The sequence below is a fragment of the Pseudoalteromonas sp. PS5 genome (assembly GCF_004103255.1).
In the GTDB taxonomy this organism is placed as follows: domain Bacteria; phylum Pseudomonadota; class Gammaproteobacteria; order Enterobacterales; family Alteromonadaceae; genus Pseudoalteromonas; species Pseudoalteromonas peptidolytica.
In genome coordinates this window covers 1-18,020 of the sequence record NZ_RCSQ01000070.1, presented here as the reverse complement: position 1 = coordinate 18,020, position 18,020 = coordinate 1, and the positions used below count along the sequence as shown (strand labels likewise).

Below are 18,020 nucleotides of genomic sequence, written 5' to 3'. Positions count from 1 at the left end.
TTTTTTGAGATAACGGGGATTGAAGTAATGACACAGCGCCAAGCATATGCCAACGGGCTTGGTCAGGCAAAAGAGTACACTTTGCTTTCACGTAGTATGTCTGAGCAGTTAAATGGCTCTGCACGTGTGAGGATAAGCCAAGGAGATCCGGTGGTTTATTGGGTAGAAGCACCTCAAGCCCCCGGTTATTGGGTGAGAGTTCCACTAAGCGGCCTGAGTGAAACTAAAATGGAATTTCTTGTTTTTTACTTATCTAGTATCGGCTTTTTGAGTGTTTTAGGTGGTTGGCTCTTTGCTCGTCATCTAAATAAGCCATTAAAGTCCCTACAAATTGCAGCCAGTCGAGTTGGTGTCGGAGACTTCTCTACACGACTAGTTGAAGAAGGTTCTACAGAAGTCATTGAGGTAACTCGTGCGTTCAACAAAATGTCCAAAGGTATCGCAGAGTTAGAAAGTGATAGAAGACTTCTTATGGCAGGCGTATCTCATGATTTAAGAACGCCCTTAACTCGAATTCGCCTAGCTACAGAAATGATGTCGGACGAAGAAGACTACCTGCGCGAAGGTATCATTGATGACATCGAAGATATGAATGCGATTATCGATCAGTTTATCGAATATCTACGTCACCACAATGGCGCTGAGATGTCGGCCGATGACATTAACACCGTGATTGAGGAAGTTGTGCATGCTGAGCAGCAGCATCAGCGCCCAATCCGTTTACAAGCTGAGCAATATTTGCCGTCAGTTATGATGAATGCTGTTGCCTTGAAGCGAGTATTTACTAACATGATTGAAAATGCCATCCGATACTCAGATAAAGATATTGAAGTTACAACCGAATATAGTCCAAAGCATCGTGCTGTGATTGTTAAAGTAATGGATAGAGGACCTGGGATCCCAGAGTCTGAACTCGAGTCTGTATTTGAGCCCTTTAAGCAGGGGGATCAAGCAAGAGGCAGTGAGGGAAGTGGTCTAGGACTTGCGATTATCAAGCGGATCGTGACTACGCATGGTGGTAAGGTGAAACTACGCAATCGTGATGGCGGGGGGTTGATCGCTGAGGTTTCTTTGCCAGCCTACCGTGGTAAGCTAGAAGAAAATAATAATTAATACCTTATATGGTATACCTTCAGGTTCGCTCGAATACTGTTTGGCTTCAGTTTTCAAAACTGTGCCTCCAGTAGAGCGTAAGGAAAGTAATTTGTGGCTATAGTAGTATCCAGCACACGATTGATCCCTGTTTTGCGACGTGTCGTTGCAGCGAAAAAGTTTGCCCAGCTTCACCCATCTCTGATCCCATTCTTGCTGTATTTAGCCATTAGTGGTATCGGTTTGTATTATCTTGCCTGTTTGCTTAATGCGTTTGGTTTTTCAGCTTTGAAGCATATAGGGATCAGTGATTTCTTAACGGTGATCATGACTAATTTTCTATTTGTCCCAGCATTGCTACTAGTTAGTTTGAGCCTGCTTACGCTAATTAAACAAGATAAAAAGCTGGTTGCGATCCGATTTCTGGGCTTAGGTAAATTGAGTTATATCGTGAATCAACCACTTTATAAATTTCCGGTACTTAGTGTTTCAATATCGACGCTTGTGTTATCTGCTTATGCAGCTGATTTCGCTGCAAGTAGCGCTGTGAAAGAAGTGAAAAGTTTACAACAGGGTAACGTTGACGTTTATTTAAGTTACCCGATTGACTGGTTTGGCCAATCTGTAATGACTATTCCTTCGGCTGTGATTTTGTTATCAACCTCACGATATACTTTTATTTATCACCCCGAAACGAAAAAAGCAGTTGCGATCCCTGATGCGAATTTAGGCAGTATCGTCAAGATGACTCGTTTGGAGCATTCGCATGAAAAAAGTAGATAACGACGCGGAATATTTTGCTTGGTTTGCAATCACAAAGGATAAGTGCACGCAGTTTATTTACCAGCAGCCTGCATTACTCATGACTTTAGGTTACCTTACACTCAACCTATCCGGATTTACCTACCTCTGGAGTCTATTTGATGTTTTCTCAATAGAGATCATCAAATATATGGAATTAAGTGATTTTGTAATGGCATTCTTAGCCGAGCCAAGCATTCTCTTAGCCTCTTTAGGGGCTATTATCGTAGGCGGCGGTGGCGTTTACTTTATCAGTAAAATAAACATAAAACTGAGTGATGCTAACGCGCCTAAAGGCTGGAAAAGCTGGTTGCTTAGCAATCGTCTGTTTTACTGTTTTAACCCTTTTTATTCTTTGGTCGTTATAGCGACTCTCATTTATCCAAACATATACGCAGGTGTCGTGGGTAAATGGAATGCGCAAAGTATCAAGCAGGGCGCGATGGCACCATATAATATTGATTTAATTAACCCGGTCCACGTTGGCCGACTTCAACGGTATCACTTCCAAAACATGCAGATTATTTTCGAATCGGGGCGGTACCTTTTTTTGTTTGAACACTCAAAAGGTCGAACAGTGGTCTTTGCAAGAGATAATATTGCCAGCATTCAAATGGCGACACAGGGTGTAGATAACTAATGCTGCGTCATTCAATCAAGCTTACACATACTGATCTGACATATCGAGAAAGCGCACTTGATGATAAGAAAGTTTGTCAATTAAAGCATATTATTGCTAAGAGTTTTGCTGACATTGATGTCGACGCCTACTTTGAATATTATTTTGAACAAGATGCCAAAATAAAGCGTAGGCTGAGATTATTTTTTATTGATCACAATATCGTAGGCTATTGCCTTTTAACATTTACTAATAGTCACCATCATTTTTGCTTAGTAGGGGCGTCAGCTGCATTTTTACCGGAACATAGAGGCCAAAATAGCACTTTTGCATTTTCATTGTCTGAAGTGCTTAAGTACTATCTTCGCAACCCGTTACGCCGAGTATTATACGCGGACACCATGTTAAGTCCTGCGATGTTTAGAGCCATGGCGAAACACATCGCACAGGTTTACCCCAACCAAGGGCCTCCCGATGGAGCCATTGCTGAGCTATACAATGAGATTAACTCTCAAGGCTTAATTAGTAAGGAAAATGGCTTGCGCTGCCTAAAAGCCGTGGGGCGCAAAACTAACTATAGTAACGCGGAGATTGCGCGCTTTCGAGAAAGTCAAAAAGCAGAAATTGCGCTTTATTGTCGTGTTAACCCAAACTTTGACAAAGGGATTGCACTAGTCACTATTATTCCAATTACGTTCACACAGTTTGTGCTGACGTTGAAAAAAATGATCTGGCGCGCGGTTTTTCAAAAATGAGACAATAAAAAAACGCCCAACGAGGGGCGCTTTTGATAAAGGAATCTTTATCTATCGTGTTTAGCCACGAGGCCCTGCTGCTTTGATTGCCTCAGAAACATCGTATTTAGCAAAGTTCTCTTTAAAATCAGCTGCGAGCTTAGCTGCATATTCAGCATACTTAGCCTGATCTTGCCAAGTGTTCACAGGATTTAATAGTTTGCTATCTACGCCTTCAACAGCAACTGGCACATCTAGATTTAATGCTTCAATATGTTGTGTTTCAACACCTTCTAATGTGTTGTTCACAATGGCATCAATAACTGCACGAGTAGTCGGAATGTCGAAGCGTTTACCAATACCGTACGGACCACCAGTCCAACCTGTGTTTACTAGGTAAACTTTAGCGCCAAACTCACGCACGCGTTTCATTAGTAGCTCAGCGTACACGCCTGCTGGACGCGGGAAGAAAGGGGCACCAAAACAAGTTGAGAAAGTTGATTCGATATCAGAGGTTGAACCAATCTCAGTTGAGCCTACTTTCGCCGTGTAACCACTAAGGAAGTGGTAAGCAGCCGCTTCTTCGCTCAGGATTGAAACTGGAGGAAGTACACCGCTCACATCACAAGTCAGGAACACAACAGCACGAGGTTCACCAGCACGGTTTTCCACTTTGCGTTTTTCAACGTGCTCTAGTGGATAGGCTGCACGAGTATTTTGGGTGAGGCTGGTATCCGCAAAATTTGGTACGTTGTTTTCATCAAGTACAACATTTTCTAAAATAGTACCAAACTTAATTGCATTCCAGATCACAGGCTCATTTTTCTGTGAAAGGTCAATACACTTAGCGTAGCAGCCACCTTCAATATTAAATACGCTGCCTGGCGCCCAGCCGTGCTCGTCATCACCGATAAGGAAACGCTTAGGATCTGCCGACAGTGTTGTTTTACCGGTTCCCGATAATCCAAAGAACAAGGTGGTGTCGCCAGCTTCACCAACGTTCGCACTACAGTGCATAGGCAATACGCCTTTCGCAGGAAGAAGGAAGTTCTGTACTGAGAACATCGACTTTTTCATTTCACCGGCATAATGCATACCCGCGATAAGCACTTTGCGCTGAGCAAAGTTGATGATAACGGTACCATCACTGTTTGTGCCATCACGTTCTGGATCACAAACAAAAGAAGGTACATTCATCACCTGCCATTCGGGTAAATCAGCTTTGTTATATGAAGTAGGTTCAATAAACATGTTCTTTGCGAAGATGTGATGCCAAGCAGTTTCAGTAGTAACCACCACTGGTAAATAGTGCTCTGGATCTGCACCCACTTCTAAGTGAGAGACGAAGTGGTCATTTTCAAGAACGTGCGCTTCAACGCGAGTCCACAGCGCATCAAATTTAGCACTATCGAATGGGCGATTTACATTTCCCCACTGAATATCATTTTCTGTGCTTGATTCTTGTACGATGAAACGGTCATTAGGTGAACGTCCTGTACGACGACCTGTTTTTGCAACAAAAGCTCCATTTGCGGCTAAAGTGCCCTCGCCACGACGGATAGCGTGTTCGACAAGTTCAGCTGCGGTTAGATCGACAAAACGAGTAGCGCTTGAAGTCATGTTTATACCTAAAATGTGAGAGTTGAACGGGATAGCTCTGGGGTACTCTTGCCCTTAGCTAAATTTATAGTAACAGATGAAATTGAGATATTCGAGCCTTTGGAGGCCTTAAAATTACATAAAAACGTCAAAAAACTTGAATAATTTCAATGATACCGGTGTCATAACTTTTGCCAGTTTTATGACACCGGTATCACCATAGGGCCACAAAAAAACCGCCAAAAATGGCGGTTTCATTCTACAATAAAGTCCTACTATAAATTTAATTAAATAGTGACTTCACATCTTGTTCGCTAAAAACATAGTTCTTTAAGCAATAATGACAGCTGATGTTGATTTCACCCTGCTTTTGTAAGTCTTCAAGTAAGGCTGCTTGCCCAACATTTACTAGCGCGTTTTCGGTTTTCTCACGGCTACAACCACACACAAACGAGATAGCTTGCGGCTCAAATAGCTGTGGGTTATCTTCGTGATACAGTCGTGTTAATACAGTGTTGGCATCAAGATCCAGCATTTCCTCTTGCTTTATTGTATTACTCAATGCCTCAAGGTGTTGGAAGTCAGCAATCGACTTTTCTTTATTTACAGGTAAAACTTGTAAGAACAAGCCCGCAGCTTTTACTTTTTCGTCCGTAACACTTGTTGCAAACCATAAGCGTGTTTTTAACTGTTCAGATTGTTCAAAGTAATCTTCAAGACATTCTGCAAGGGTATCCTTTGAGAGCGGTACAATACCTTGATAGCGTTCGCCTTTGATAGGGGTAATGGTGATAACCATATAGCCTTTACCAATCATCTCAGGGATAGATCCCCCCTTAATTTCTGATTGCAACCTGGCGATACCACGCATTTGTTGCTTGTGGTTTCCGTTGATCACTGCGTACTTCACCGGTCCATCACCTTGTAATTGGACGGCAATATCACCTTCAAACTTTAGTGTGGCAGTCAGCAAGCTGGTTGCAACTAATAGCTCACCAAGCAGATGTTGTACTGGCTCCGGGTAATTATGACCACTGATAATGTCAGTAAAAGTTTGTTCTATTTGTACAAGCTCTCCGCGCACGTCAAGTTTGTCAAAAATATAACGATGGAGTAAATCAGTCTGCATCAATGAAAATCCTAGTTTGATTTCAGTTTAAGTAATTCACGGCGTTGTTTCTTATCCGGCTTAGTTGCTGGACGTGGCGCAAACAAACTATTATTTTGGCGCGCCAACGCGTTTTGAGTTCGTTTCTCAATACTCGCTTCAGATTCTTCGTAAAGCGTTTGAGCGATAGGAGCAGCCTGGCGCTTCTCCATAATTTTGAGTATGGTTACTTCTTTTTCTTCATAGCCTTGAGCCAACTTGATAACCGCACCGACTTCAACCGTTTTACTAGGTTTACATCGTTGACCGTTATAGTGTACTTTGCCACCTTGAACCATATCACGCGCAAGTGCTCTGGTTTTATAGAAGCGGGCAGCCCATAACCATTTATCAATTCGAACTTTCTGTTCAGATTGGTTGTTTTCCTGTTGGAGTTTTGTCACAATTCGTTAACTATTTGCAAGAGTGAAATTTAACCTAGTAAATTTAGCATAATTCGCTATGCAAACAAAGTGAACGGCAGGCACTAAACTTGTGAGTTAATCGCATTTTACCTAAAAAGTGAACAAATATGGGTGTCTATGTTCTAACGTTAAGTTTAGATTCAGTTAATTAGCTTACGGTGTACCTAATTAAATAAAAAGTTTAACAATTGCGCGCTTGTTGAAAAAATATCAAGGCGGTACACTGGGGCGTTAAATAGAATAAGAAAGTATTATATGGAATTACAGATACAACAGCTTCAGAAGCTCTGGCTTGGTTTGCCCCATGCAAAATTGAGTCGCATTATTGTTGTCCTGTCGGTTGTTTATGTTGCGTTTCTCTTCTCGCAACTGTTTTGGTTGTTATGGCCTGTGCCACAAACACAACCTTTACTGCCAGCATCACAGTTATATAGCCAATCTGGTAAAAGCGTTACTAGTCAAGGGATCGTAGCACAAAACTTATTTGGAAAAGCCAATTCAGTAGCTGAAGTTAAACCGGAACCGATTGTCTCAGATGCGCCCGAAACGACATTAAATGTGAGATTAACTGGGATTGTTGCCGTCAGCCAAGATGATGGTGCAGGACTGGCGATTATTGAGTCACAAGGTCGCCAAGAAACGTACTCAGTAAATGCTGCGATTAAGGGGACTCGAGCAAAGTTGGCGCGTGTGCTTCCAGATCGTGTGATTTTGGATGTAAGCGGTCGTTTTGAAACTTTGATGTTAGACGGATTAGAATTTAGCCGTAATGTGGCAATGCCCACGAGAACCAAACAAATAGTAAATAATACCACTTCGCCTACCCCGACCCGCAATGAATTAGCAAATCGTCGTCAAGAGCTACTCAGCGATCCTGGAAAGCTATTTGACTATATAAAAATTTCACCCGAGCGACGCAGTGGTGAGTTAATCGGGTACCGCCTTTCACCCGGCAAAGATCCTGAACTATTCAAACAGGTAGGACTACAAGCGAATGATTTAGCAATCGCTATTAACGGGTTTCAACTCACGGATATGAAACAGGCTATGTCAGCAATTAACGAGCTGAGAACCAGTACAGATGCGAACATCACGATCGAGCGAGACGGTCAAGTGATGGATGTGCAGTTTAGCCTGTAAAGTTATTAATTTTGGAGTTTTAGAATAATGGGTAAAAAGCTACACCTCACAAAAACCAAAAAAGGGTTAGCTAAGTATGCAACACTCTTAATTGCTGCTGGTATTTCACTTTCTGTTTCTGCGGTTGAATATGCAGCGAACTTCAAAGGCACTGATATCAATGAGTTCATTAATATCGTTAGTGATAAGCTAAACAAAACCATCATTATCGATCCTAATGTGCGCGGTAACATTAACGTGCGCAGCTATGAGTTGATGGATGAAAAGCTATATTATCAGTTTTTCCTAAATGTGCTCGAAGTGTACGGCTATTCTGTTATTGAAATGGATACCGGTGTGCTTAAAGTTGTTCGTAGCTCCGATGGTAAGAAGTCAAATGTGCCACTGGTATCAGCTGAAGAACGCGGAAATGGCGATGTGATGGTTACGCGCGTGGTACGTGTGAAAAACGTGAGCGTACAGGAGCTCGGCCCTCTTATCCGTCAATTCAGTGACCAAAAAGATGGCGGTCACGTGACTAACCTTAACTCCGCCAATGTGATGATGCTGACAGGGCATGCTTCATCTGTAAATCGCCTTGTTGATATCATCAAAACGGTAGACCAAGCCGGTGATAAACGAGTAGATATTGTAAAGCTAAAGCATGCGACCGCAGACGATGTGGTAAAAGTTGTAGAGAAAATCTTCCAAGACTCGGGTAAAGGCGGCATGCCTGATTTTTTGATCCCCAAGATTGTATCAGACACCCGTACCAACAGCGTCATTGTGAGCGGAGAGTCTCAAGCTCGTAGCCGAGCAGCAGAACTGATCAAACGCTTAGATGACGAGCTGCAATCACAAGGCAATACTCAGGTTTTCTATCTGAATTATGCAAAAGCTGAAGACTTAGTGAAGGTACTGCAAGGGGTCAGCAAGTCAATCGAGGAAGAGCAAGCAGGTGGTCAAACAGCTAGAAAGCTAAACACTAAAAAACAAGATACCAGCATAGAAGCCCACGAAGATTCGAATTCATTGGTGATCACTGCACAACCTGACACAATGCGCTCGCTCAGCCAAGTGATTAAAAAACTTGATATTCGTCGGGCTCAAGTACTCGTTGAGGCAATTGTTGTTGAGGTTTCTGAAGCCGATGGTATTAACCTTGGCTTACAATGGATCTCTGAAAAAGGCGGGATGCTGCAATTTAATGATGGTACCACAGTCCCTGTGGGTTCTTTGGCCGTGGCAGCAGAACAAGCACGAGATAAAGAGATTAAAGGAACCATCATAGGAACTGATGATAATGATGTGTCTAATACAACAACCACTGAGCGTGGAGATTACAGCGGGTTAGCTGGGTTGCTTAAAAACATCAATGGTCTAGCAGCAGGTATCGTGAAAAATGATTGGGGTGCGATTATTCAAGCCGTCACCACAGACACCAATTCAAATATTTTGGCAACGCCATCGGTAACAACGATGGATAACGAAGAAGCCTCTATGATTGTCGGTGAAGAAGTGCCAATCGTAACAGGCTCGACTGCTAATGATAATAACTCTAACCCATTCCAAACGGTGGACCGTCAAGAAGTGGGTATCAAGTTAACCGTAACGCCACAGATCAATGACGGAAGTGCTGTTCAGCTGACTATTGAACAAGAAGTTTCTAGTGTTAAAGGTGCCACCTCTGTCGATATTAGAGTTGCGAAGCGGGCTATTAATACAACTGTTATTGCTGATGATGGTGGCATGGTTATTCTTGGTGGTCTAATTGATGAAACGGTACAAGAGAGTGTTTCTAAGGTTCCGTTACTCGGTGATATTCCAATTCTTGGACACTTATTCAGATCGACAGGTACCAAAAAAGAAAAGCGTAACCTATTGGTGTTCATTCGCCCAACTATCATTCGTGATAGTCGCAGTATGAATGAAATCAGTCATTCTAAATACAACTTCATTCGTGGTGAACAGCATAAACACAGGGAAGATGGGATTGAACTTATGCCCTTTGAGGATACGCCAATACTACCAAAGTGGGATGACAAGCTGACGTTACCACCGACGTATGAAGAGTTTTTAAAAGAGCAAAACCGTAAAGAGCGTGAAGATGATTAACGAAGAAGTCGCGCCGAGTTTAGATGCTGAAGCTGAGGAAATGGCGGCGCAGTTACAAAACGCCAGCTCAGCACCTAATGATATTGTTGCGGTAGCAGATACTGCTACGGTAGCACTTCGTTTGCCATTTTCTTATGCACGTCGAAAAGGTGTGTTACTCAGTCCAGATGGCGATCAGGTCAAGTTAATCCACAAAGGCACGCTTGACCGAGAAACCTTGATGGAAGTTCGCCGCGTCGCAGCTAAAGCACTTTATCTTGAGGAGCTAGATGAAGCCCGGTTTGAGCACATGTTAGAAGCTGCCTATCAACGAGATAGCTCTGAGACTCAGCAGATGATGGAGGACATAGGCAACGAAATGGATCTATTTTCGTTGGCCGAAGAGCTTCCACAAACCGAAGATTTGCTCGCCGCAGATGATGATGCACCAATCATTAAGCTAATCAATGCGATGCTGAGCGAGGCGATTAAAGAAGGTGCGTCGGATATACACATCGAAACGTTTGAACAAGAGTTAGTGATCCGCTTTAGGGTTGATGGTGTGTTAAAAGAGGTTTTAAAGCCTAACCGTAAGTTGTCTTCGCTACTAGTATCGCGTATCAAAGTAATGGCAAAGTTAGATATTGCTGAGAAGCGTGTACCGCAAGATGGTAGGATCAGCCTTAGGATCGCAGGTCGAGCTGTGGATGTTAGGGTATCAACCATGCCTTCGAGCTTTGGTGAGCGAGTCGTATTACGTTTACTTGACAAAAACAACGCAAGGTTAGACCTAGAAGACCTTGGTATGACTCAAGCTAATCGAGATGCTTTTGCTGAGATCATCGCAAAACCTCATGGCATCATCTTGGTTACAGGCCCGACAGGTTCTGGTAAAAGTACCACTTTGTATGCAGGTATGACGCAAATCAACTCCAGAGATCGTAATATCTTAACGGTTGAAGATCCCATTGAGTACGAGATCCCCGGCATAGGCCAAACTCAAGTTAACCCTAAAGTAGATATGACATTTGCTCGAGGGTTGCGTGCAATCCTGCGTCAAGACCCTGATGTTGTTATGGTTGGTGAGATCCGAGATTTAGAGACCGCACAAATCGGCGTGCAAGCCTCATTAACCGGTCACTTGGTGTTATCAACCCTACACACGAACACTGCCGCAGGTGCCATCACTCGTATGGAAGACATGGGAGTGGAACCATTCCTGTTAAGTTCGTCACTGTTAGGGGTGTTGTCGCAGCGTTTGGTCAGAACACTTTGTTCTAATTGTAAAGAAGCACATTTAGCCGATGAGCGTGAATGTGAGTTACTGGGTGTAGCCAAAGACAGTAATACACAAATATATCGTGCTGTAGGGTGTGAGGAATGTAATTACAACGGCTATAAGGGTCGAACTGGTATCCATGAACTACTAATAGTGGACGAAGCAATCCGTGAGCTTATTCACAACGGCAAAGGTGAACAAGCCGTCGAAAAGTATATCCGTAAACGTACGCCAAGCATTAGGCAAGATGGTTGCTCGCGAGTACTTGCAGGCCAAACAACCTTGGAAGAAGTATTGCGTGTAACGCGTGAGGAAGGCTAATGGCAGCTTTTGAATATCGCGCCTTAGATGGTAAAGGTAAAGAAAAAAAAGGAATTTTAGAAGCTGATACCGCAAAGCAAGTTCGGCAGATGCTAAGAGAAAAGGCGTTAATGCCGCTTGAAGTGCTACCGGCTGCTGAGAAAGAAAAGAGTCAAAGTAACGCTGGGTTTTCGCTATTTAAAGGGTACCGCCCTTCGGTTTCGGATATTGCATTGATCACCCGTCAACTAGCTACCCTAATACAGTCTTCGTTGCCAGTAGAGGCGGCGGTTATGGCGGTAGCAGAGCAATGTGAAAAGCCAAGATTAAAGCGTATGCTGATGGCGGTACGCTCCAAAGTGGTCGAAGGTTATACGCTTGCTGATGGTATGTCAGAATTTCCGCATGTGTTTGATCACTTATATCGCTCAATGGTCGCGGCAGGTGAAAAATCAGGCCACTTGGATGAAGTACTGAACCGCTTGGCTGATTATACAGAGCAGCGCCAACATATGCGCAGTCAAATTACTCAGGCCATGGTATATCCAATTATTTTGGTTGTATTTGCCATTGCAATTGTCTCTATATTGCTCGGTACCGTAGTACCAAAAATTTTGAAAACGTTTGAAAAATCAAAGCAAGCGTTGCCATGGACAACTGAGTGGGTAATGGCAGCAAGTAATTTTGTGCAAAACTACTGGATGATCACGTTAGCTGTGTGTGTCATTGGTACCTATATATTTAAAAAAGCACTTCAAAAACCTAAATTTCGCTTTTGGTACGACAGCAAATTGCTGAGCTTACCGGGGCTGGGCAAGGTAACTCGTAGTGTTAATACTGCGCGCTTTGCTCGTACCCTTAGTATATTGTCCTCAAGTTCGGTTCCGCTGCTTGAGGGAATGAAAATTTCAGGGCAAGTACTCGAAAACGAAAAAATAAAGGCTTCAGTCGCTGAGGCTGCCACTCGGGTGAGCGAGGGGGCAAGCCTTAGAGCTTCACTTCAACAAACCAAGATGTTCCCGCCAATGATGTTACATATGATAGCCAGCGGAGAAAAATCAGGTGAGTTGGAGCAAATGCTTGAGCGTGCAGCTAATAACCAAGAGCAAGAGTTTGAAAGTATGGTAAATGTCTCGCTGAAATTGCTAGAACCTGCAATGATAGCGACAATGGCGATTATTGTACTGTTTATTGTTATGGCAATACTTCAGCCAATAATGGCGATGAACAAAGCCGTAGGATTATAGTCAAAAAGGAAAGGCCTTGTACTTGTTGTATTTGGCCGTTAATAACAGCATTGAGGTAAACATTGTGAAAAAGCAATCAGGTTTCTCACTACTAGAAGTGATGGTAGTACTAGTGATCATTGGTATGATTTTATCTATCGTTGCACCAAATGTGATGGGGCAACAAGAAGAAGCAGCAAAAGAGAAAGCACGCTTAGATATTCGTCAAATCGAAGATGCGATGAAAATGTATAAGTTAAAAAACAAGCGTTATCCGACGACAGAACAAGGCTTAGAGGCGCTTGTAACTCAAACAAATATCGATCCTGTGCCAAAGCGCTTCCCTGAAGGTGGTTTTATTTCTAAGCTGCCAGAAGATCCGTGGGGAAATCCTTATCAGTTAGTTAGTCCTGGTGAAATGAACCAAATCGACATTTTCTCGATGGGACCTGATGGAGAAGTTGGCACCGATGATGATATCGGTAACTGGGACTCAGAAGACGAACGTTAAGCGATGAAGTATCCTCTGCGTGGCAAAGTGGGTAGTAAACTCAAGGGCTTCAGCTTACTCGAAGTCCTCGTTGTTTTAGTGATCATTGCCTTTTCCGTTAACTTAATTACTTACACGGTTAGTGATAGTAACGAAGAAGAGCTTGAACAAATGGCACTTCGCCTGCAGGGAACAGTGAATCTCGCTTCTGAATTTGCAGTGCTCAATCAGGTGGAGCTTGGCTTCCATCTAGATAAAGAAAAATTAGAGTTTTTGGTATTTGACAGTGAGAAATGGCGTCCTTTTGAAGCTGACGATATTTTCAAAGCTGTTGAATTTCCAGAGCAGTACAAGGTTGAATTGATCTTAGAAGATCTTCCTTGGTCACAGGATAACTTGCTTGAGCAAGCGAATTGGCGAGAGCTAATGGGAGGTGGCGATGATGATAATTTCCTTGAATTGAAAAAGCTTAAAATTCCTCAGGTACTGATTTTATCCTCTGGTGAAGTGAGTGCGTTTAGGCTCAGTATTGAAGACAAAGCGCTTCAAGAACCTATATTTTTCATTGAAGGGGAGTTTATGGCACCTGTTGCGCTTAAGCGGGAGCCGCAGCTATGAGTAGTCATAAGAGCTTAGGCTTTACCTTACTCGAAGTCATGGTTGCATTAAGTATTTGTGCTGTAGCAGGTATTGCTGCGATGCAAGCAACCAGTGAACATATCACTCATATAGGCTCACTTGAGGAGCAGACTTATGCGTCATGGGTTGCTGAAAATCGCTTAGTTTTCTTACGTGCTCAAGGGGAAAACTGGCACGGAAAGAGCGGAAATAAAGGCGAAGAGGAAATGGCTGGGGTAACTTGGTATTGGCAGCAGCAAATCCAAAAGACAGCAGATCCAAACTTTGTGAAACTGACCGTTCACGTCTTTCGCGAACCTGAACTTAAAAACTCGGTGTATGACATCACGACATTTATGTACCGAGGTAAGTAGTGAAAATAGATAAACATCGCGGCTTCACACTCATTGAGGTGTTATTAGCACTCGCTATATTGGCAGTAGTGGTAACTGCCACGCATCAAATCTTAGATTCAACATTAAAAGCGCAGGCTGCGTCAGAAGAGACGATTAAAGAAATAGAAGGGCTTCAAACGACTTTTCGTTTAATGGATCAGGATTTTAATCAGATCACTAAGCGCGAAGTTCGCAATGAAGCTGGCGACTTTAGTCCGACTTACATTATTCATGGTCGCTATGAGTTAGAGAGTCAATACGATGGTATTGCGTTTGTTCGTGATGGTTGGACTAACCCAATTAGTTTATTGCCTCGCTCTGAACTGCAAGCTGTAGGTTATCGTGTAGTCGATGACAACTTAGAACGTATTTACCGCGTGTATGTTGATCAGCTTGATGGTACAGAGCCTCGAGCTCAGGTTATTTTAGAGGATGTAGAGGAACTTAAATTTGAGTTTCTTGATGATAAATTAAAATGGCAAACTGATTGGAAGTCAAAATCACTCCCCAAAGCGGTTAAGGTTACGCTACAAAGAAAAGATTCTGAACCTATCAGCCGGTTGTTTCTAACTCCAGGTAGTGGAAAGGCTGATGATAAGGAGCAAAACCCATGAAGCAGCAGGGGGCAGCGCTAGTCATCGTGCTATTTATTGTCGCATTGGCTGCCACGATAGCAGCGGACATGGCTACCAGTTTAATGGTTCAGGTACAAAAGGCCTCAAACATTCAGACACAACAGCAAGCAAAGTGGTACAGCTATGGAGCGGAAGAGCTTGTAAAAAGGGCGCTAATTAAAGCTAAAAAAGATGACCCAGATTCGGTCAATTTAGATCAGCCTTGGGCGCGAGAAGAAGTTCCATACCCAGTTGATCATGGCACATTAAGTGGCAAAGTAACGGATTTACAAGCTTGTTTAAATCTTAACGCATTACGAGCCAAAGCACAGGTAAATGATGGCAATCAGCGCAGCCAGCAAGTTGGTGCTAAGAGCACCAACGTCGCTCATGGCGCGCTACTCGAACTGTTAAAAAATATCGAAGACCTGCCGAGTACGGAAAGTGAGGAAACGCTAGCTGACAGTGTTTACGATTGGCTTGATGAGGACAGTATTACATATCGCTCTGGCGCTGAAGAAGATGAATATATGTCAAATCAAACTCCTTATTTGGCTGCAAACAACTTGTTGGCATCAGTGAGTGAACTTCGAGTGATTAAAGGCTTTAACCCATTAGTCATGGAAAAGATAAAGCCATATGTTTGTGTTATCCCAGGTAGTGAAGAGCTAGCGGTTAACGTCAATACAGTGTTGCCAGAGCAAGCGCTTTTATTGAGTGCCTTAATTCCAGGTTTATCAAAGTCAGGTGCAGAAGCCATTATCTCTGCGAGACCCAAAAAAGGGTTTACAGATCTGAACGAGTTTTACACGGAAGTCGCAAATCAAGGGGTCAAAGAGCCTAACAAGACTTCCAAAATATTTACGATTAACAGCAACTATTTTCAGTTGCGAGCAACAGCTGTGTTTGATGAGCGGCGCTTTTCTCTCACATCAATTATAGAAACAAAAGATGGTAAAGCGTACGTGCTTGCTCGCAAATTTGGAGGCGTAGAGTGACAGAACAATTATTGATCCGAGTGGATCAGTCACACCAAGCGATAATAAACTGGATGGTTTGGTCAACCGAGCAGCAGCAAATTATTGCCAGTGGTGAGCTGGAAGGGAGTGAGCAACTCAGCAATCTTGCTGAGAAAGCGCAAACAAGAAATGTGGTGTTACTACTGCCAGCAACGGCGGTACAATTGCGAACGCTTGAACTGCCAGCAAAATGGAATAGAAAATTAGAGCAAGCAATTCCCTTTATGTTGGAAGAGCAGGTCGCAACAGACATTGATGACTTATTTGTTGCAATCGGCAAGCCCGGAATGAAAGGCGATGTGCACACGATTGACGTGGCAATCTGTGACAGTGAGTGGCTTCAGGGTTGGTTCAATATCTGCGAAGATGCGGGGATCACTGTTTATAAAGCAATTCCTGATGCGCTGTGCCTCCCGCTAAAGGAGGGGATGCAAAGTGCTGTGCAGTTAGGAGCACAGTGGTTATTTAAGCACAGTGACTGGCAAGTTGGTGCAGCAGAAATAAACTGGGTTAATGACTATCTCAATATAGCCGGCACTGAACAAGTCGCGCATTTTAGCCCTGCGACCGGCTTCTCAAATGATGTCGTGCTTTCGGCACAGCAACAAGAATATGACCTGCCACTGGCAATTTTTGCAAAAACACTGCCCACGATTGACTTTAATTTACGTCAAGGGTGCTTTGCTGCAAAGAAAAAGCAACCACAGTGGTGGCGAGATTGGCGTAGTGGCTTGTTAGCTGCAAGTGTTGCGGTAGTGAGCTTTATTGCCATCAAAGGGACTCAGCTATATGTGGTGAGTCATCAAGCTGAGCAATTAGAGGGTCAAGCCGTTGCGCTTTACCAGCAGGCGTTTCCAAATAAAATTGTTCGCCCACACTTGTTAAAAAAGCAAATCCAAAATGAGTTAAATGCTTTATCGGGTGCAGAGCAAGGTGGACTATTAGAGCTCACCAACCACTTTATTGCTATCTATGATGAGGTTGAGGCCTTTACACCAGAAACGTTACGTTACGACAAGCGCAGAAATGAGCTAAGGATCAGAGCGCGAGCGAAAGAGTTCCAGGTTTTTGGTCAAGTGAAATCAATTTTGGAACAGCGAGGAGTGAGCGTCGAACAGGGGGCACTGAATAATGATGGTGACTTTGTGGTTGGTGAAATCCGCATAGGAGGTGCAGCATGAAGCAGCAGGCGCTCAACTACTGGCAAGGCCTGAAAGAACAAGAGCAGAAGCTATTGATTTTTGCTGGTGCTGTCTTTGTCGTATTCGTATTGGTAATGGGGATCTTTAGACCATTAAACCAAGCGGTTAATGATGCTGAACTAAAATTACAGCGTAACCACGAATTGGTTAATTGGGTGGGGCAAAGTGTTAATAAGCTAAAAGCTAATAGCCCTACACGTGTGACTAGTAGTGGTAGCATTAGTCAGGTTGTAAATAGTACGCGGAGTCGTTTTAAAATCGATATTAGTAAAATGCAGCCAAATGGTGACGCATTAAGATTGACGATAGATAACGTTGAGTTCAATCAATTAATTGCTTGGGTCGATGAGCTAACCAATCGCCACGGAGTGAGAGTAGAAAACTTAGATTTAACACAAGGTAATACTCCAGGTTTTGTCCGTGTTAGTCGCTTGGTTTTAGAGAAATAATTATGAAAAATACACTAACTCTGCTAATCATTTTCTTATTTGCTTTCATTGTCTTTTGTACCTTCACTATGCCTGCAGCTGTATTGTTGCAGGTTTTTAAAGGGCAGTTACCGAATAATCTTCAATTGGGCGCAGTCAATGGCTCAGTGTGGGATGGTCAAGTCAGTGGAGTAAGATTCAATAACATTCAGCTAAACCAAGTGAAGTGGGAGATTGAGCCTGCCGCTTTAATACTTGGAGAGCTTGCTGGCAATATCAAGTTTGGTAACCCAAGAGATACAAGTGAAATTTCGGGCAAAGCGAGTTTTTCTTCAAGTCTACTAAACCGCTCGGTATCTGTGAGTAACGCTTCGTTGCGCTTTAGTGTTGAACAAGCGATGGATCAGGTCACTTTACCGCTACCTGTTGACGCCAAAGGGCGCGTTATTGTGAATATCAAAAAGTATCAAAGCGGCGCACCTTATTGTAACGGGCTAAACGGTGAAATTAGTAGTCCAAATATCGATGTGAAAGGAATGAATGGATGGTTTAGCATCGGTGACTTAAGTGGTCAGCTTGACTGTAAATCTGGTGACATTGCAGTGGTTGTTGATCCTGAAAATCGTTTAGGACTGCAAGCCGATGCTACGTTGGCTGCAAACTTTCAGTTTCGAGTGGCCGGTAATATTAAACCTGAAGCTAGCTTGCCCAAAGAAGTGCATGATGCTGTGAAATTTCTTGGCCGCCCAGATGCGGATGGACGTTATCCTGTAAACCTTTAATAGCAATTAGCCTTAATACTTGCTCAATTTGAAGGCG

19 protein-coding genes are annotated in these 18,020 nt (G+C 43.2%); 16 read left to right on the top strand and 3 right to left on the bottom strand.

Annotated features, from left to right (window positions below; genetic code table 11):
- From envZ to D9603_RS09710, 4 genes are all read left to right on the top strand, one after another.
- On the top strand, positions 1-1,113 hold a 1,113-nt coding region (gene envZ / locus D9603_RS09725; protein WP_128731156.1), incomplete at its 5' end, for a two-component system sensor histidine kinase EnvZ.
- A gap of 93 nt (positions 1,114-1,206) precedes the next feature.
- On the top strand, positions 1,207-1,875 hold the full coding sequence (locus D9603_RS09720) for a hypothetical protein (protein ID WP_125253722.1): 669 nt from the start codon (positions 1,207-1,209) through the stop codon (positions 1,873-1,875).
- A complete protein-coding gene (locus tag D9603_RS09715) occupies positions 1,859-2,533 on the top strand; it encodes a hypothetical protein (protein ID WP_128731155.1) in 675 nt (224 codons plus the stop codon). Before D9603_RS09720 ends, D9603_RS09715 begins: the two co-directional genes overlap by 17 nt.
- Entirely contained in the window at positions 2,533-3,267 is a 735-nt protein-coding gene (locus tag D9603_RS09710; protein WP_194086963.1) for a hypothetical protein, read from the top strand. The genes D9603_RS09715 and D9603_RS09710 overlap by 1 nt, the downstream gene beginning before the upstream one ends.
- Before the next feature lie 60 nt (positions 3,268-3,327).
- Here D9603_RS09710 and D9603_RS09705 read toward each other — a convergent pair whose 3' ends face one another.
- The 3 genes from D9603_RS09705 to hslR all read right to left on the bottom strand — a co-directional run bounded on the left by D9603_RS09705 (position 3,328) and on the right by hslR (position 6,396).
- Positions 3,328-4,866: a phosphoenolpyruvate carboxykinase gene (locus D9603_RS09705; RefSeq protein WP_128731154.1), complete on the bottom strand. Its 1,539-nt coding sequence runs from the start codon at positions 4,864-4,866 to the stop codon at positions 3,328-3,330.
- A 262-nt stretch (positions 4,867-5,128) separates the two neighbouring features.
- The gene (gene hslO / locus D9603_RS09700; protein WP_128731153.1) at positions 5,129-5,974 is read right to left on the bottom strand and encodes an Hsp33 family molecular chaperone HslO; all 846 of its coding nucleotides are present in this window, start codon (positions 5,972-5,974) and stop codon (positions 5,129-5,131) included.
- Between the two features lie 11 nt (positions 5,975-5,985).
- The gene (gene hslR, locus D9603_RS09695) at positions 5,986-6,396 is read right to left on the bottom strand and encodes a ribosome-associated heat shock protein Hsp15 (protein ID WP_125253718.1); all 411 of its coding nucleotides are present in this window, start codon (positions 6,394-6,396) and stop codon (positions 5,986-5,988) included.
- A 276-nt stretch (positions 6,397-6,672) separates the two neighbouring features.
- Between hslR and gspC the strand changes: the two genes are divergently transcribed.
- The 12 genes from gspC (at position 6,673) to D9603_RS09635 (ending at position 17,983) form a co-directional block, all read left to right on the top strand.
- Positions 6,673-7,557, top strand: coding sequence for a type II secretion system protein GspC (gspC, locus tag D9603_RS09690; RefSeq protein ID WP_128731152.1), 885 nt, complete (start codon positions 6,673-6,675; stop codon positions 7,555-7,557).
- Between the two features lie 27 nt (positions 7,558-7,584).
- On the top strand, positions 7,585-9,651 hold the full coding sequence (gspD, locus tag D9603_RS09685; protein WP_128731151.1) for a type II secretion system secretin GspD: 2,067 nt from the start codon (positions 7,585-7,587) through the stop codon (positions 9,649-9,651).
- A complete protein-coding gene (gspE, locus tag D9603_RS09680; RefSeq protein WP_128731150.1) occupies positions 9,644-11,230 on the top strand; it encodes a type II secretion system ATPase GspE in 1,587 nt (528 codons plus the stop codon). The genes gspD and gspE overlap by 8 nt, the downstream gene beginning before the upstream one ends.
- A complete protein-coding gene (gene gspF / locus D9603_RS09675; protein ID WP_125253714.1) occupies positions 11,230-12,456 on the top strand; it encodes a type II secretion system inner membrane protein GspF in 1,227 nt (408 codons plus the stop codon). The genes gspE and gspF overlap by 1 nt, the downstream gene beginning before the upstream one ends.
- 64 nt (positions 12,457-12,520) lie before the next feature.
- Positions 12,521-12,946, top strand: coding sequence for a type II secretion system major pseudopilin GspG (gspG, locus tag D9603_RS09670; protein ID WP_170178640.1), 426 nt, complete (start codon positions 12,521-12,523; stop codon positions 12,944-12,946).
- A gap of 3 nt (positions 12,947-12,949) precedes the next feature.
- A complete protein-coding gene (gene gspH / locus D9603_RS09665) occupies positions 12,950-13,543 on the top strand; it encodes a type II secretion system minor pseudopilin GspH (protein ID WP_125253713.1) in 594 nt (197 codons plus the stop codon).
- Positions 13,540-13,917, top strand: a complete 378-nt coding sequence (gspI, locus tag D9603_RS09660) for a type II secretion system minor pseudopilin GspI (protein WP_128731149.1) — start codon at positions 13,540-13,542, stop codon at positions 13,915-13,917. Before gspH ends, gspI begins: the two co-directional genes overlap by 4 nt.
- Positions 13,917-14,552: a type II secretion system minor pseudopilin GspJ gene (gene gspJ, locus D9603_RS09655; protein ID WP_128731148.1), complete on the top strand. Its 636-nt coding sequence runs from the start codon at positions 13,917-13,919 to the stop codon at positions 14,550-14,552. The genes gspI and gspJ overlap by 1 nt, the downstream gene beginning before the upstream one ends.
- The gene (gene gspK, locus D9603_RS09650) at positions 14,549-15,550 is read left to right on the top strand and encodes a type II secretion system minor pseudopilin GspK (protein ID WP_128731147.1); all 1,002 of its coding nucleotides are present in this window, start codon (positions 14,549-14,551) and stop codon (positions 15,548-15,550) included. The genes gspJ and gspK overlap by 4 nt, the downstream gene beginning before the upstream one ends.
- Positions 15,547-16,752 (top strand): type II secretion system protein GspL, encoded by a 1,206-nt coding sequence (gene gspL, locus D9603_RS09645; RefSeq protein WP_128731146.1) that lies wholly within the window; start codon positions 15,547-15,549, stop codon positions 16,750-16,752. Before gspK ends, gspL begins: the two co-directional genes overlap by 4 nt.
- Complete coding sequence (locus tag D9603_RS09640) at positions 16,749-17,222, top strand: type II secretion system protein M (RefSeq protein WP_128731145.1); 474 nt, start codon at positions 16,749-16,751, stop codon at positions 17,220-17,222. The genes gspL and D9603_RS09640 overlap by 4 nt, the downstream gene beginning before the upstream one ends.
- A 2-nt stretch (positions 17,223-17,224) precedes the next feature.
- Positions 17,225-17,983, top strand: coding sequence for a type II secretion system protein N (locus D9603_RS09635; RefSeq protein WP_125253707.1), 759 nt, complete (start codon positions 17,225-17,227; stop codon positions 17,981-17,983).
- The last annotated feature ends 37 nt before the right edge of the window (positions 17,984-18,020 follow it).

What these genes read in the sequence shown, in the direction of transcription:
- D9603_RS09710 (WP_194086963.1), top strand. Translation starts at nt 2,533, where the DNA reads ATGCTGCGTCATTCAATCAAGCTTACACATACTGATCTGACATATCGA.
- D9603_RS09640 (WP_128731145.1), top strand. Translation starts at nt 16,749, where the DNA reads ATGAAGCAGCAGGCGCTCAACTACTGGCAAGGCCTGAAAGAACAAGAG.
- gspF (WP_125253714.1), top strand. Translation starts at nt 11,230, where the DNA reads ATGGCAGCTTTTGAATATCGCGCCTTAGATGGTAAAGGTAAAGAAAAA.
- gspK (WP_128731147.1), top strand. Translation starts at nt 14,549, where the DNA reads ATGAAGCAGCAGGGGGCAGCGCTAGTCATCGTGCTATTTATTGTCGCA.
- gspD (WP_128731151.1), top strand. Translation starts at nt 7,585, where the DNA reads ATGGGTAAAAAGCTACACCTCACAAAAACCAAAAAAGGGTTAGCTAAG.
- hslO (WP_128731153.1), bottom strand. Translation starts at nt 5,974, where the DNA reads ATGCAGACTGATTTACTCCATCGTTATATTTTTGACAAACTTGACGTG.
- gspI (WP_128731149.1), top strand. Translation starts at nt 13,540, where the DNA reads ATGAGTAGTCATAAGAGCTTAGGCTTTACCTTACTCGAAGTCATGGTT.
- gspH (WP_125253713.1), top strand. Translation starts at nt 12,950, where the DNA reads ATGAAGTATCCTCTGCGTGGCAAAGTGGGTAGTAAACTCAAGGGCTTC.
- gspC (WP_128731152.1), top strand. Translation starts at nt 6,673, where the DNA reads ATGGAATTACAGATACAACAGCTTCAGAAGCTCTGGCTTGGTTTGCCC.
- D9603_RS09705 (WP_128731154.1), bottom strand. Translation starts at nt 4,866, where the DNA reads ATGACTTCAAGCGCTACTCGTTTTGTCGATCTAACCGCAGCTGAACTT.
- D9603_RS09715 (WP_128731155.1), top strand. Translation starts at nt 1,859, where the DNA reads ATGAAAAAAGTAGATAACGACGCGGAATATTTTGCTTGGTTTGCAATC.
- gspE (WP_128731150.1), top strand. Translation starts at nt 9,644, where the DNA reads ATGATTAACGAAGAAGTCGCGCCGAGTTTAGATGCTGAAGCTGAGGAA.
- D9603_RS09635 (WP_125253707.1), top strand. Translation starts at nt 17,225, where the DNA reads ATGAAAAATACACTAACTCTGCTAATCATTTTCTTATTTGCTTTCATT.